This is a genomic window from Variovorax sp. W1I1, assembly GCF_030815625.1.
Classification (GTDB): domain Bacteria; phylum Pseudomonadota; class Gammaproteobacteria; order Burkholderiales; family Burkholderiaceae_C; genus Variovorax; species Variovorax paradoxus_C.
In genome coordinates, this window is the sequence record NZ_JAUSWZ010000001.1 from 379557 (window position 1) to 393603 (window position 14047).

Genomic DNA, 14047 nt, shown 5'->3' on the forward strand with positions numbered 1-14047 from the left:
GCCACGAGATGCAGTGTGAAACCGCATCGTGGTTCGCGCTGTGCGTTTGCGCACAGCTTTCGTCAACTACCCGGGAAGAACTTCGGTCTGCGGATACAGCACTTGAAGCGGCTCGGAGCGGCCTCGCACGGTGAGTGTTTCGCATGCGCCCAGCGTGTCCGCAACGCCGGCCTGTTGCGCCGCGAACAGCGAGACAACAAGGCGCGATGCGGCCGTCTTCGAATGGTCCTGCAGGCGGCTCGCGGTGTTCACCACTTCGCCGATGGCGGTGAAGGTGGTGGTCTCCAGGTAGCCCACCTCGCCGACCGCCGCACGCCCCGCATGCAGGCCCATGCCGAAATCCAGGCGCTGGCCGAACTGCGCCTCGAAGCCTTCGCTCCATGCGTCCATGCGTTGGGCGATGAGGGTGGTCGCGCGCAGCGCCTGCTTGCACGCAGTGGGCAGGTCGCAGTCGAGTCCGAAGATCGCCATCACGCTGTCGCCGATGAACTGGTTGGGCACGCCGCCGCTCTCGCGCACGGCCGCGCCGACGGTGGCGAAGTAGCGGTCGAGCACATAGGCAAGGTCGAAGGGCCACTGCCGCTCCGAGAGGCCCGACCAGCGGCGCAGGTCAACGAACAAGACGGCCACATCGCGTTCGCGCCCGAAGCTGCCGACCGGTGCGGGACGGCCTTCGTTGGGCAATGGCGCAAAGAGCGGCGTGACCTCGATGTCGCCATGCGGGCGCAACTGGCAGGCCAGCCGCACGTCGGCCGGCGCGCGCACGCGCTCGAGCGTGCGCTGTTCGTCGCGGCCCGGCTCGCCGATGTGTTCGGGCGCGCCGACCACGCGCACGCGGCAGGTGGAGCAGCGCGCGCGGCCGCCGCAGATCGACACATGCGCGATGCCGTGCGAACGGCTCGCCTCCAGCACGCTCCAGCCGCGCGGCACCTGCACCGTGCGGTCGGGATAACGCAGCGCGATGGAGGGCTCGCGCGACAGGCGCGCAAACCAGTTGCGTCCCCAGCGCGCCGAGAGCAGCGCAAGCAGCGCCAGTACATAGAGCCACTTGAGGCTCTGTTCGGCTTCACCGAGGGATTGCGCCTGCGCAGCCGTAGGCACCGGCACGGTCGGCACGCCGGTCCACTGGAACTCGCGGCCAATCGAGACGAAGCCCATTGCCGCCGTGAGCGGCAGCACCACCGCAAAGGCCAGCAGCAGGTACGAGAAGCGTCGGTAGGTCGGCTTCGCCCGCAGCGCGAAATGCAGGCCCAAGCAGCCGTGTGTCCAGGCCGCGGCCATCATCCCGAGCTGCGCGGCCGCGCCCTGCCAGCTCCACAGGCCCCAGACCACGCGAACGTAGGAGCCATTGACCCCGTAAGCCTCGTAGGCACCGCGTATGGCTGTCAGGTGGGTGGCGATGAGCAGAGGCAGCGCAAAGCCCAGCAGCACGCGCAGTGCCTCCAGCGGCGGCATGCGCAAGGTGCGCCGCTCCCACAGCGCGACCACAGCCAGCGCCAGGTGCGTGAAGGCGGCACCGTACAGCAGCACCGTGCCCGGCAGGCTGTGCCAGAACGCCTGTGCTACCCGCAGCACGCTCTCGGCGAGGGCGAAGGAATAGATGCCCAGCGAATGGTTCAGCAGGTGAACCGTTACGTAGCCCATCAGCACCAGCCCGCTCGCCCAGCGGAGATTGCGCCGTGTCGGCGGTCTCAGCGAAAAAGGGGAAGGGGGCGTGGGCGGGGAACGTCTGTCCATGAACGGGTTCGAAGCGGCACCCGAGCATAATGCGCGCGCCTCAGACGCCTCGATCGACCGGCATGGCCATACCCGAACCACCCACCTCCCGCTCCAGCCTCGCGCTGCGCCAGATCGCGCTGCTCGAAGGCCTCTCCGACCAACGCCTGGACCTGCTCGCCCAGCAATGCCTGTGGCACAGCGTGGAGGCCGGCAAGCCGTTGCTCCTGCGCGCCGAGCAGCAGGGCGAGGTGTTCCTGCTGGTCTCGGGCCGGGTGCGGGTGACGACCTATTCGGCCAATGGCCGGCAGGTCACCTTCCGCGATGCCGAAGCCGGCCAGTACTTCGGCGACATCGCCGCCATCGACGGCGGCCCGCGTTCCGCCGACGTGGTGACGCTGGAGCCCAGCGTGGTCGCCAGCCTCGACCGCTCCGCCTTCATGGCCCTGTTGCGCGACGAGCCGCTGGTGGCCGAGCGTGTGATGCAGCGGCTGGCGTCACTCGTGCGCCAGCTCTCCGAGCGCGTGATCGACCTGAGCACCCTCGGCGTGCAGAACCGGCTGCATGCCGAGCTGCTGCGCCTTGCGCGCACCGCTGGCGTCGAAGGCAACGAAGCCCGGCTGGACCCGGCCCCCAAGCATGCGGCGCTGGCCAGCCAGATCAGCACGAACCGCGAGCAGGTCACGCGCGAGCTCAATGTGCTGGTGCGCAGCGGCGTGCTGCGCAAGGACGGCAAGGCGCTGCTGGTGGCCGACGCCGCGCGCCTGGAATCGATGGTCTCGCAGGTGCGCGGCGATTGAGGACGAGTTTCGAGATCAGTTCCAGCGGCCGTTCGTTCCACCGACGCTGAAGCGGCCCGCGCCCAGCAGCACCACGGTCAGCGCGCCGAACAGGTACAGGCCCTGCAGTTCCAGTGCCCAGCCGCCTTGCTTGGTGAGCGCGAACAGATCGGCCATGTGCACGAGGCCGAGGGCCACGATCATGTTGATGACGATCACGCCGGCGGCGGCGCGGGTCCAGAAGCCGGCCAGCAGCAGGAGCGGCGCGACGATTTCACCGACATACACGAGGTAGGCGATGCTGCCCGGAAGCCCCGCCTTGGCCAGCATGCCGCCGATGAAGCCGACGCCGGCCGACAGCTTGAAGATGCCGTGCAGCAGCACGAGCACGCCGATGGTCACGCGCAGCAGCAGCTTGCCGGCATCGTCCAGCGCGGCGGGAGAGGGCGATGAGAGCGACGACGATGCGAGCGGCGCACGCGAGGTGTTGGCGGTTGTGGTCACGGCAGATCCTTGGAGCTTGAAAAAGGAAGGGTCCGCCACGGAGTGCGGCGGTTGCGGTTCCAGTGTGCGGATCAGCCTGAAAGCGGGATGTGCGTAAACGCACATCTTTGGGTGAAAGGCCCGGTCAGTGGGCGCCGAAGTGGCTGTTCCACTTGCGCTCGTAGTCCATCTTGGCGAAATGCGCCGCCATGAAATCGATGAAGCTGCGCACCTTCGCCGACAGGTGCTTGCGGCTCGGGTAGGCCAGGTTGATCGTCAGGTGTGGCAGGTCCCAGTCGTCCAGCGTGGGCACGAGGCGGCCGGCCACGATGTCCTCGTAGACGATGTAGGTCGGCTGCACCAGGATGCCCATGCCGTCGAGCGCGGCGGCGCGCAGCACCTGGCCGTCGTTCGATTCGAGCAGGCCGGCGATCGACACCGTGTGCGTCTCGCCCTTGCGCGTGAAGCGCAGCTCGTTGGGGTTGTTGGCGTGCGTGTAGATCAGGAGCTTGTGCTGCTTCAGGTCGTCCAGCGTCTTCGGAAAACCGTGCTGCGCGAAGTAGCGCGGCGACGCCGCGAGGATGCGCCGCGTCTCGCCCAGCCGGCGGATCGTGACGTTCGAATCGGGCTCGTATTCGCGCGTGCGGATCGCCACGTCGATGTTGTTGTCGATCAGGTCGAAGTAGCGGTTGGCCGCTTCCACATGCACCGTCACGCCGGGGTAGCGCTGCGTGTATTCGCGCAGCAGCGGCGCGATGTGGTGGATCGAGAACGAGAGCGAGGCCGTGATGCGCAGCACGCCGGTCGGGTTGAGCGCCGTGGCGTTCACCGTCGATTCGGCATCGGCCAGGTCGGCCAGGATGGTCTTGGCGCGCACGCAGAATTCGCGGCCGGTGTCGGTGAGATAGAGGCGCCGCGTGTTGCGCTCCACCAGCCGCGCGCCGAGCCGGGCTTCGAGCGCGCTCAGGTGGCGGCTCGCGGCGGCGTTCGAGAGGCCCAGCGCCTCGGCCGCGCGGCTCAGGCTGCCGGCATCGGCGATCTGCACGAGCAGGGCGATTTCGGTCCAGCGGTCCATGGCGGGTGTGTCTCCGGGCGGGGCTTGTTGCCTTGTGGCGGTCGATCCGGGGATCGACCGTGGCCCCAGGCGTTACCGAGCCGGCGATTCTATGAGGGCCCTTCAACCGTCGCGATGGCACGGGCTTGATGAAGCCGGGACGAAAAAAAGAGGGACCGTTGCCGGTCCCTCCTTGCTTGCGTCATGCCGTCCGCTTCGGCGCGGCGGCTGTATCAGCCCAGCAGGCCGTGCAGGATGTTCGTCACCGGCGACACCGCGTGGTCGACCAGGCTGGTGATCGGGGTCACGACCTCGGTCACCAGCGGGGTGACCGCTTGCCCGACGCCTTCCACCACGGTGGTCACGGGCGCGAGCGCCGAGCCTGCGCCGGCCAGGATGTCGGTCACGGGCGCGGTGGCACCGGACACCGCGTGCGTCACGCTGGACGCGACCGGCTCGATGGCATCGGTGAGCGAGGAGACCGGCTCCAGGATGTTGGCCGCCGGGCCGTTGCCGCCCAGCAGGCCGCCGAGCAGATTGCCCACGAGGCCGTCCTGGCCGAGGACGCTGCCGAGGAGACCGCCGTCGCCGCCGAGCAGGCCGCCGACGATGCCGTCTTCGCCGAGCACGCCGCCAAGGAGGCCGCCGTCGCCGCCGAGCAGGCCACCGACGATGCCGTTTTCGCCGAGCACGCCGCCGAGGAGACCGCCGTCGCCGCCCAGCAGGCCGCCGACGATGCCATCTTCACCGAGCACGCCGCCGAGGAGGCCGCCGTCGCCGCCGAGCAGGCCACCGACGATGCCGTCTTCGCCGAGCACGCCGCCGAGCAGACCGCCGTCGCCGCCCAGTAGGCCGCCGACGATGCCGTTTTCACCGAGCACGCCGCCGAGCAGACCGCCGTCGCCGCCCAACAGGCCGCCCACGATGCCGTTTTCGCCGATCACGACGCCAAGGAGACCGCCGTCGCCGCCCAGCAGGCCGCCGACGATGCCGCCTTCGCCGAGTACGCCGCCGAGGAGACCACCTTCGCCGCCGAGCACACCGCCCAGGAGGCCGTCGTCGCCCAATACGCCGCCGAGCAAGCCGCCGTCGCCGCCGAGGACGCCACCCAAGAGGCCGTCGTCACCGAGGAGGCCGCCAAGGAGACCGCCCTCGCCACCGAGCACGCCGCCCAGGAGACCACCGTCGCCACCGAGCAGCTCGCCGACTACGCCGTCCGGTCCGAGCAGACCGTCCACGACCCCACCTTCGCCGAGCAGACCGCCGGAGAGACCTTCGCTGCCCAGAAGGCCGGCAAGCGCGCCGTCTCCGCCGAGCAAGCCGCCGACGAGTCCGTCGTCGCCAAGCAGGCCGCCCACCAGGCCGTCGTCACCGAGCAAACCGCCGAGAAGGCCGCCATCGCCGCCGAGCACACCGCCCAGCAGGCCGTCATCACCCAGCACGCCACCAAGGAGACCGCCTTCACCGCCGAGCAAACCGCCCAGCAGGCCGTCATCACCCAGCACGCCGCCGAGGAGACCACCTTCACCGCCGAGCAAGCCGCCCAGCAGGCCGTCGTCACCCAGAACGCCACCGAGGAGCCCACCGTCACCGCCGAGCAAGCCGCCCAGCAGGCCGTCGTCACCCAGAACGCCACCGAGGAGCCCACCGTCACCGCCGAGCAGGCCGCCCAGCAGACCGTCGTCACCCAGGACACCGCCGAGGAGACCGCCTTCACCGCCGAGCAAGCCGCCCAGCAGGCCGTCATCACCCAGAACGCCGCCGAGGAGACCGCCTTCGCCGCCGAGCACACCGCCCAGCAGGCCGTCATCACCCAGCACGCCGCCGAGGAGGCCGTCGTCACCGAGCAACCCGCCCAACAAGCCTTCATCGCCCAGCAGGCCGTCCAGCAAACCGTCGTCGCCCAGCAGGCCTTCGAGCACCTGGCCGACCACGCCGTCGTCGCCGAGCAAGCCGTCCACCAGGCCGTCGATGCCGAGGCCGGTGGTCACGCCGCCGAGCAGGCCTTCGCTGCCCAGCACGTTCTCCAGGATGTTGCCGAGCGCATCGGTCAGGTAGTCGACCTGGCCGATCAGCGAGTCGATGAGCGCATCCGTCAGGCCGTTGCCCAGCAGGCCGTCGACCACGGGGGTCAGCACGCCGCCGATGTCCACGAGCACGTTATCGACCGTGTCGTCCACCGGATCGAATTCGTTCGGATCGTTGGCCGTGAACTCGTTGCCCGCGATCGGCGAGAGCACGTCGTCCACCAGGTCGGTGAGGCCGTCGACGGTGGGCATCAGCGACCCCAGCGTGCCGGAGGAACTGGAAACGGCCCGGCCCGTGCCGCTGTTGCCGCCCAGCCCGAGGAGGTCGTCCAGGGCTCCGATCAGATGGCCGGCGGCGCCGTCGCCCGGATCGAGCAGGTGGTCGGCGTCTGCATCTGCGTCTGCGTCTGCGTCGGCATCCGCATCGGCGTCAGCGTCCGCATCTGCGTCCGCATCCGCATCCGCATCGGCGTCTGCATCCGCGTCGGCGTCGGCGTCAGCGTCCGCATCTCCGTCCGCATCCGCGTCGGCATCTGTATCCGCATCGGCGTCCGCGTCGCTTTCGCCGACGCCCGGAGCGAGGAAGGAAACACCGCCGCCGCCGTCGCCACCGCCGCTCAAGGCGGCGCCGAGGGCAACCGCGCCCAGCGCGCCGAGCGCGAATTCACCCAGGCCGATGCCGCTGCCGCCCGCGGCCTTCTTGGTCACGGCCACGGCGGCGGCGTCCGCGTCGCTGTCGGCCGGCGTGACTTCCAGGTTGCCGGCTGCCACATCCACATTCACCTGCTCCAGGCCGCCGGGCAGCTTGGTCGATCCGATGGTGGCGTCGGTGCCGCCCTCGAAGACGCCCGCTAGCGGCGCCTTGTTGGTGGTCGAGCCGGGAAACAGCACGTTGGCATGGCCGCCGTCGGGAACGATCACGCGGTCGCCGGCCATCAGGCTCTGGCTGCCGTCGACTGGAATCCGCACGCCGTCGCGCACGACCACCGTGCCCGGCGTGGCGTTGGACAGCGAGCCCAGGCTCACAGGCCCGGTGGGCGCCGCCGTCGTCGCGGCCGCACCCATGGGCGCGATCGGCGTGACGCTGGCCTGGGCGAGGACCACGGGGGCCGCACCGTTGTCGGCAGCAGCTGCCGGAATCGAGCCGATAGGGGCTTGAGTGGTTGTGATCATGGCGACCTCCTCGTGGAATAAGGAGGCACAAAGCGCAACATGCGTGCCGCCCGCGCACCGGGTCTCCGCCGCACCTGCCGCAAGCGGGTTATGTGCTTGATTTCAAAAGACTTTTCTGTGTCGGGAGCGGCAGCCGCAGAGCCATGCCGCGAGCTGCTTTCGGCGTTTGTTACGTAACGCGGCACACTTTTTTTCCGGAACGCCGGCCGCATCGAGCGGCGACGCGCGCCCACCGACCCCGCGACCGTTCCGCTGGGCGGAAAAATCATTTGCGCCCTGGCGCTTTCGGGTGCGCGGCGTGCGGCCTACAGTCCGCAGCACCCCCAAAAAGCCGGACACGACAGGTACGGCGACGGCAGGACCATGGAGACAGCCACGATGCGCAACCTCAACCAAGACAACATCACCCAGGCCGTGCTCGCGCGCCTGGCCGACACGCCCGATCCGCGGCTGCACGAGATCCTGACCAGCCTCGTGCAGCACTTGCACGCCTTCGCGCGCGAGGTGAAGCTCACCGAAGCCGAATGGTTCCAGGGCATCCAGTACCTCACGGCCACCGGCCAGATGTGCGACGACAAGCGCCAGGAGTTCATCCTGCTGTCGGACGTGCTGGGCCTCTCGATGCTCACTATCGCGATGAACAACGGCAAGCCGGCCGGCTGCACCGAGGCCACGGTGTTCGGGCCCTTCTATGTGGAAGGCGCGCCCGAATACGAGCATGGGGACGACGTGGCCAACGGCGCCGCGGGCGTGCCCTGCGATGTGTACGCCACGGTGCGCGGGCTCGACGGCGAGCCGGTGGCCGGCGCGGTCGTCGATGTGTGGCAGGCCGACGAAGGCGGCCACTACGACGTGCAGCACGACGGGCTCGACCACGCCGAGAACCGCGGCCGCCTGCGCACCGGACCCGACGGCGCGCTGCATTTCAGGAGCGTGCTGGCCCAGGCCTATCCGATTCCGGTCGACGGGCCCGTGGGCGACCTGCTGCGCGCGACCAAACGCCATCCATGGCGGCCCGCGCACCTGCATTTCAAGATCGAGGCGCCCGGTTATGAAAACCTCATCACGCACGTGTTCCGCGAGGGCGACCAGTGGCTCGACTCCGACGCGGTGTTCGCAGTGCGCCAGTCGCTGGTCGCGCCGTGGAAGCAGCAGGCCGACGGCCGCTGGCGCCTGGATTTCGACTTCGTGCTGAATCCGCTGAAGCAAGCCCAGGCCGCCTGAGGAAGCGAAGAGCTACGCCGCGCGCGCCCGAGACCATCCTGCTACGCTCGCCGAGCCTGCCGCCAGTGCAGGCTTTTTTCTGCGCCCGTCACTTGCGCTCTTCACACCCATGGACTTTCCCCTCATCACCGATCCGCATTTCTATGCGGTCGCCATCCCGGCCGTGCTGCTGCTGGGCATCAGCAAGAGCGGCTTCGGCGCGGGCTTCGGCTCGCTCGCGGTGCCCTTGATGGCGCTCGCGGTCACGGTGCCGCAGGCCGCGGCGATCCTCATGCCGCTGTTGCTGCTGATGGACGTGCTGGGAATCGCCGCGTTCCGGCGCGACTTCGACCGGTCGCTGCTCAAGTTCCTGATTCCGTTCGGGCTCGTCGGCACGGTGGTCGGCACGCTGCTGTTCCGCGTGCTGTCGGCGCACACGGTGGCGGGCATCGTCGGCGTGTTCACGCTGCTGTTCCTGGCGCAGCGGCTCGTGTTTCCGCCCAAGCCCGACGATCCGCTGCCCTCGCGCGGCGTGGGCGCGGCGCTCACCGTGGTGTCGGGCTTCACGAGCTTCATCGCCCACGCGGGCGGGCCGCCGATCAATGCCTACGTGATTCCGCTCCGGCTCACGCCAGTGGTGTTCACGGCGACGATGGCGTACTTCTTCTTCGTGGTGAATCTCAGCAAGTGGATTCCCTACGCGTGGCTCGGCCTCATCGACTTGCGCACGCTGGCCACCTCGGTGGCGCTGATGCCGTTCGCGCCGCTCGGCGTGTGGGTGGGCATCCGCATCGCGAGGCGCATCGACGCGACGTGGTTCTATCGCTTCGTGTACCTGGGGATGTTGCTCACCGGGCTCAAGCTCGTCTACGACGGCTTTCTCGCTTGAGCCCGGTGCGCCGGTTCAAAGCTCGACGATGCTCTTGAAGCCGCCGAAGATCATCCGCTTCGCATCGAACGGCATGGTCTTCGGGTCCATGGCTGCAATGCGCGGATCGGCCATCACCTTCTTGTTCACCGTGTCGCGGTGCTTGCGCGACTTGTAGACGATCCACGAGAAGGCCACGGTCTCGTCGGCCTTGAGCTTCACGCTCTGCGGGAACGAAGTGAGCTTGCCGGGCTTCACGTCGTCGGCGATGCACTCCACGTATTCGAGCGCGCCGTACTCCATCCAGACCTTGCCGGCCTTGCGTGCGAGCTTGCGATACGCCTCGACGTTCTGGGTGGGAATGGCAACGATGAAACCGTCTACATAGCGAGCCATGGGAGATCTCCTGAAAGAAAGATAGAAACGTTGGAGGAAAAACAGCGGCGGCTGCATGGTGTCGTGCGCATCTTCATCGTCACGACGCCGATTCGCTCGCCGCTCCGCGGGGTGCCGCTGTCTCTTCGTTGTTCTGCATTTGCGCCGGCGGTGCGGTGCGAAGCAGCAAGGCCCCGATCAAACCCGCCAGTGCCGCGAACACGGCGCCGACGAGAAATGCAAGGTTGTAGCCACCGGTGAGCGCGAGTGGCAACTGCGCGCCGGCCGCTGCCATGGACCCGGTGCGCGCCGCGGCGGCGCTGGCCAGCACGGCCAGACCGAGCGCGCCGCCCATCATGAAGGCGGTGTTGACCACGCCCGAGGCGAGGCCCGAATCGGCGGGATCGACCTCGCTCATGGCTGCGAGCAGCACCGGGTTGAAGGCCATGCCCGCGCCGAGACCCAGCAGCATCATCCCGGGCAGCACGTCGACCACGAAGCTGCCGTTGACCGGTGCGCGCGCAAAGAGCGCGAGCCCGATGGCCGCGAGCCACAGCCCGACGGCGAGCGGCTTGCGGATGCCGAAGCGCATCACCAGCTTGGCCGAGAGGCCGAGCGAGAACACCGCCATGATGATGTTGGCCGGCAGGAACGCGAGGCCGATCTGCATCGGCGTGTAGTTCAGCACCAGCTGCATGTAGAGCGCCGAGATGAAGAACCACGCGAACATCGCCGCTGCCCACAGCACGCCCACCACATTGGCGACCGACACGCTGCGAAGGCGAAAGAGCCCGAGCGGCATCAGTGGATGCTGGACGCGCGCTTCGATGGCAATGAAGATCGCCAGGAGCACCACCGCCGCACCGAGCAGGCCCAGCGTTTGCGTGGAGCCCCAGCCGGCCTCGTTGCCGTTGACCACGCCGTACACCGCGAGCATGAGCGACAGCGTGACGGTGATCGCGCCGGCCACGTCGAGCTTTTCGCCGTGCGCCTGGCCGCGCGCATTGGGCAGCAGAGCCACGCAGAGCGCATACACCGCCACGCCGATCGGCAGGTTCACCAGAAAGATCCAGTGCCAGCTCAGCGAACTCGTGAGCAGCCCGCCCAGCAGCACGCCGATGCTGCCGCCGCCCGCACACACGAAGCCATAGACGCCCATCGCCTTCGCGCGGTCGGCCGGTTCGGTGAAGAGATTCATGATCAGCGAGAGCGAGACGGCCGAGACCACCGCACCGCCCAGCCCCTGCACGGCACGCGCGGCCACCAGCAGCACCTGCGAGTTGGCAAGGCCGCAGGCCAGCGAGGCGACGGTGAAGAGCACGAGGCCGATCAGAAAGAGCTTGCGGTGGCCGTACAGGTCGCCGAGCCTGCCGCCCAGCAGCAGGAAGCCGCCGAAGGTCAGCATGTAGGCATTGACCACCCACACGAGCGAGGTCTCGGTGAAGCCGAGGTCGGTGCGGATCGAGGGCAATGCCACGTTCACGATCGTGGTGTCGAGCACGATCATCAGGACGCCGAGGCAGAGCACCATCAATGCGAGCCAGCGCTTCCGGTTGTCGAGTGTGTCGGTCATGGAGTGGATTCCTGAAAAGGCCGCCGAGGCGGCGTTGCGTTTTTTAAACCAGCGGCTTGCCGCCGTTGATGAGCCAGGGCGTTCCGAAGCGGTCGGTCACCATGCCGAAGCCTTCGACCCAGAAGGTCTTCTCGAAGGGCATGGACACGGTGCCGCCTTCGGCGAAGGCATCGAACACGCGGCGCGCTTCTGCGACGGTGTCCAGCGTCAGCGCAACGCCGAAGCCCTTCATGCCTTCGTAGGTCTGGCCGGGCATGGTGTCGGAGGCCATGAGCATGCCTTCGCCGTAGGCGAGGGAGGCATGCATGATCCGCTTCTTGACGTCGGCAGGCATCTGCTCGGTGTCGGGCGCTTCGCCGATGGTCATCATCATCTGGATGGTGCCGCGCAGCTCTTTTCGTAGAAGCGCATGGCTTCCTGTGCGTTGCCGTCGAAGGTGAGGTAGGCGTGGATGGGAGACATGAGATTTCCTTTGAGGTGGTTACTTTTTTTCGGTGGCCGTCTTGAGGTTGGCAAGGCCGGTTTCGAAGTCCTTGCCGATCATCTGGTCCATGTTGAAGAAGAGGCCCATGAGTTTGGCGATGTAGGGGCTCGGGCCGTGCATGGCCCAGGTGACCTGCGTGGCATCGCCTTGCGGCGCGAGCGTGAACTCGGCGATGTTGTGGCCTTCGAAGGGCTTGATGAAATCGAGCTTGATCGCGACCTTCGAGGAGGGCGACGACTCCGCGATTTCCATCTTGCCCGCGCCCGCCTTGTCGTTGCCCTCCCAGGCATAGGTGGCGCCCTGTCCGGCGGGGGCGCCGCCGAAGCTGCGCTTCATGGCCGGGTCCAGCTTCTCGTAGGGCGACCATTCGCCCCAGTGGTGGAAGTCGTTGATCAGCGGAAAGATCTTCTCGGCCGGCGCAGCGATGCGCGCCGTGCGTTCCACGCGGAAGGTGTCGGGCCGGGTGGCCGCGTAGACGAGCACGATCGCGATCAGCGCGAGGATGGCGAGAACGATTTTCTTGAACATGAAGAGGCTCCAGGGTGGGGCGGGAAGCGGGCGGCAACGGGTTACTTGGCGGCGTCCACCACCAGCATCCAGGCCACGCCGAAGCGGTCGGCCAGCATGCCGAAGTTGCTGGTGAAGAAGGTCGGCGTGAGCGGCTGCATGACGTGGCCGCCATCGGCCAGCGCATCGAACCACTTGCGCGCATCGGCATCGGTGGACGCGGTGATCGACAGCATGATTCCCTTGAACTCCGCCTTGCCGGAGCACTGGCCGTCGGAGAGCATGAGCTCGGTTTCGCCGACGCGCAGCACCGAATGCATCACCTTGTCGGGGCCGGGGGTGGCGCCTGCGCAGCTGGCGTCGGTGTTGCCTTCGAACGCGTCGGCCGGCGCGTCGCTGTAGCGCATGAGCTGGACGACTTCGGCGCCGAGCGCCTTCTTGTAGAACGCGATCGCTTCGTCGCAACGGCCTTCGAAGGACAGGTAAGACTGGACTTTCATGGCATTTCCTTTGGGCTGATAAAGGTTTCAAGAATGCGCAGCGGCTTCTGCGCGAATACGATGGAACTACTTTGTGTACACCGTCCACAAAGAATAGCAGGGATAATGGACAGTGTCCACATGGAAATCGAAATGAAGCTGAACAACGTCCCCGAAAGCCTGCCGCCCGCCCGCAGCACTTACCGCCACGGCGATCTGCGCCGTGCGCTGCTCGAGGCGGGCGTGGAACTGGCGCGCGACGGCGGGCCCGATGCGGTGGTGCTGCGCGAGGCCACGCGGCGCGTGGGCGTGGTGCCGAATGCGGCGTACCGGCATTTCGGCAGCCGGCAGGAATTGCTGCTGGCAGTGCGCGGCGAAGCGCTCTCGGCTGCTGCCAAGGCGATGGAGTCCGAACTGGCCGTGCTGCATTTCGACCAGCCGCCCGCCGATTTCGCCCGCGCGCAGGTGCGCGCCATCGGCACGGCCTACCTGCGGTTCGCGCAGGCCGAGCCGGGTCTCTTCCGCACGGCGTTCGTGGTGACCGAGGAGGGCGAGGGCGAAGTGGGGCCCACGGCCGCGGGAGCGAGCGGCATGGGGCCGTTTCAGTTACTGGGTTCGGCGATCGACCGGCTGGTGGACGCCGGCGTGCTCGATGCGGCGCGCCGCCCGAATGCGGAATTTCTCGCGTGGTCGGCGGTGCACGGGCTGGCGCTGCTCATCATTCACGGGCCGCTGCGCACGCTTGATGCGGAGACCACGCAGGCGCTGGGACAGCGGTTGATCGACATGGTCGAGCGGGGCCTGTAGCGCCCGCCCGGGATACAAAGGTCAGAGATAGATCTTCTGCAGCAGCTTGATCAGCGTCTCGCGCTCGCGCGCCGTGAGCTGGGCGCTGGCGTCGGCCTCCAACTGCACCACCGTCTGCTCGGCCTCCCGCACCAGCGCCTCTCCGGCGGAGGTGAGATGCAACCCCACCGCGCGGCCGTCGTGCGGATGCGGCCGGCGCTCGATGAGCCCCCGGCTGTCCAGCGTGGCCACGAGGCTCACGAGATTGGGCGGCAGGATGTCGAGCGTGGTGCACAGCTGCCGCGAGGTGGCGCCCGGGTTGTGCGCCAGCAGCGAGAGCACCGAGAAATCGATCTGCTTGAGCCCGTAGGGCGCCATGCGCTCCGAAAACACGCTGCTGATGATCAGCCAGGCGCGGCGGGCGTTGTAGCCGACCAGGGTTTCGAGCACGCGGGCATCGAGCCGGTCCGAACGGCCCGATGCGGAGGCAGCGGGCTCGTTCTTCGTGGAGGTTTTCTTGGCGGGAGCAGGCATGGCCCC

The 14047-nt window shown here is 68.0% G+C and carries 13 protein-coding genes and 1 pseudogene; 4 read left to right on the forward strand and 10 right to left on the reverse strand.

The window, feature by feature from the left end; all coding sequences use genetic code 11:
• Nucleotides 1-66 precede the first annotated feature (66 nt).
• Entirely contained in the window at nucleotides 67-1737 is a 1671-nt protein-coding gene (locus tag QFZ83_RS01810; protein WP_307501926.1) for an adenylate/guanylate cyclase domain-containing protein, read from the reverse strand.
• Between the two features lie 62 nt (nucleotides 1738-1799).
• On the opposite strand from QFZ83_RS01810, the gene QFZ83_RS01815 reads away from it, so the two are divergent.
• A complete protein-coding gene (locus tag QFZ83_RS01815) occupies nucleotides 1800-2516 on the forward strand; it encodes a Crp/Fnr family transcriptional regulator (protein ID WP_307501928.1) in 717 nt (238 codons plus the stop codon).
• 15 nt (nucleotides 2517-2531) lie between these two features.
• On the opposite strand, the gene QFZ83_RS01820 is transcribed toward QFZ83_RS01815, so the two are convergent.
• From QFZ83_RS01820 to QFZ83_RS01830, 3 genes are all read right to left on the reverse strand, one after another.
• The gene (locus QFZ83_RS01820; RefSeq protein WP_013543461.1) at nucleotides 2532-2999 is read right to left on the reverse strand and encodes a DoxX family protein; all 468 of its coding nucleotides are present in this window, start codon (nucleotides 2997-2999) and stop codon (nucleotides 2532-2534) included.
• 124 nt (nucleotides 3000-3123) lie between these two features.
• Complete coding sequence (locus QFZ83_RS01825) at nucleotides 3124-4053, reverse strand: LysR family transcriptional regulator (protein ID WP_307501931.1); 930 nt, start codon at nucleotides 4051-4053, stop codon at nucleotides 3124-3126.
• Nucleotides 4054-4265: 212 nt separating this feature from the next.
• Nucleotides 4266-7232, reverse strand: a complete 2967-nt coding sequence (locus tag QFZ83_RS01830) for a hypothetical protein (protein WP_307501934.1) — start codon at nucleotides 7230-7232, stop codon at nucleotides 4266-4268.
• Nucleotides 7233-7610: 378 nt separating this feature from the next.
• Between QFZ83_RS01830 and QFZ83_RS01835 the strand changes: the two genes are divergently transcribed.
• Nucleotides 7611-8456 carry an intradiol ring-cleavage dioxygenase gene (locus QFZ83_RS01835; protein ID WP_307501937.1) on the forward strand — a complete coding sequence of 282 codons (846 nt, stop codon included), beginning with the start codon at nucleotides 7611-7613 and terminating at the stop codon, nucleotides 8454-8456.
• Between the two features lie 109 nt (nucleotides 8457-8565).
• A complete protein-coding gene (locus QFZ83_RS01840) occupies nucleotides 8566-9324 on the forward strand; it encodes a sulfite exporter TauE/SafE family protein (protein ID WP_307501939.1) in 759 nt (252 codons plus the stop codon).
• A 15-nt stretch (nucleotides 9325-9339) separates the two neighbouring features.
• Here QFZ83_RS01840 and QFZ83_RS01845 read toward each other — a convergent pair whose 3' ends face one another.
• From QFZ83_RS01845 to QFZ83_RS01865, 5 genes and pseudogenes are all read right to left on the reverse strand, one after another.
• Nucleotides 9340-9699, reverse strand: a complete 360-nt coding sequence (locus tag QFZ83_RS01845; protein ID WP_013543443.1) for a DUF1428 domain-containing protein — start codon at nucleotides 9697-9699, stop codon at nucleotides 9340-9342.
• A 79-nt stretch (nucleotides 9700-9778) separates the two neighbouring features.
• A complete protein-coding gene (locus QFZ83_RS01850; RefSeq protein WP_307501942.1) occupies nucleotides 9779-11251 on the reverse strand; it encodes a DHA2 family efflux MFS transporter permease subunit in 1473 nt (490 codons plus the stop codon).
• 43 nt (nucleotides 11252-11294) lie between these two features.
• Nucleotides 11295-11713, reverse strand: a pseudogene (locus QFZ83_RS01855) (VOC family protein).
• Between the two features lie 19 nt (nucleotides 11714-11732).
• Nucleotides 11733-12263: an SRPBCC family protein gene (locus tag QFZ83_RS01860; RefSeq protein ID WP_307501944.1), complete on the reverse strand. Its 531-nt coding sequence runs from the start codon at nucleotides 12261-12263 to the stop codon at nucleotides 11733-11735.
• 41 nt (nucleotides 12264-12304) lie between these two features.
• Nucleotides 12305-12742 (reverse strand): VOC family protein, encoded by a 438-nt coding sequence (locus QFZ83_RS01865; protein WP_307501947.1) that lies wholly within the window; start codon nucleotides 12740-12742, stop codon nucleotides 12305-12307.
• 132 nt (nucleotides 12743-12874) lie between these two features.
• On the opposite strand from QFZ83_RS01865, the gene QFZ83_RS01870 reads away from it, so the two are divergent.
• Nucleotides 12875-13528: a TetR/AcrR family transcriptional regulator gene (locus tag QFZ83_RS01870; protein WP_041944000.1), complete on the forward strand. Its 654-nt coding sequence runs from the start codon at nucleotides 12875-12877 to the stop codon at nucleotides 13526-13528.
• A gap of 21 nt (nucleotides 13529-13549) precedes the next feature.
• On the opposite strand, the gene QFZ83_RS01875 is transcribed toward QFZ83_RS01870, so the two are convergent.
• Nucleotides 13550-14041, reverse strand: a complete 492-nt coding sequence (locus tag QFZ83_RS01875) for a MarR family winged helix-turn-helix transcriptional regulator (protein WP_306882722.1) — start codon at nucleotides 14039-14041, stop codon at nucleotides 13550-13552.
• Nucleotides 14042-14047 lie beyond the last annotated feature (6 nt).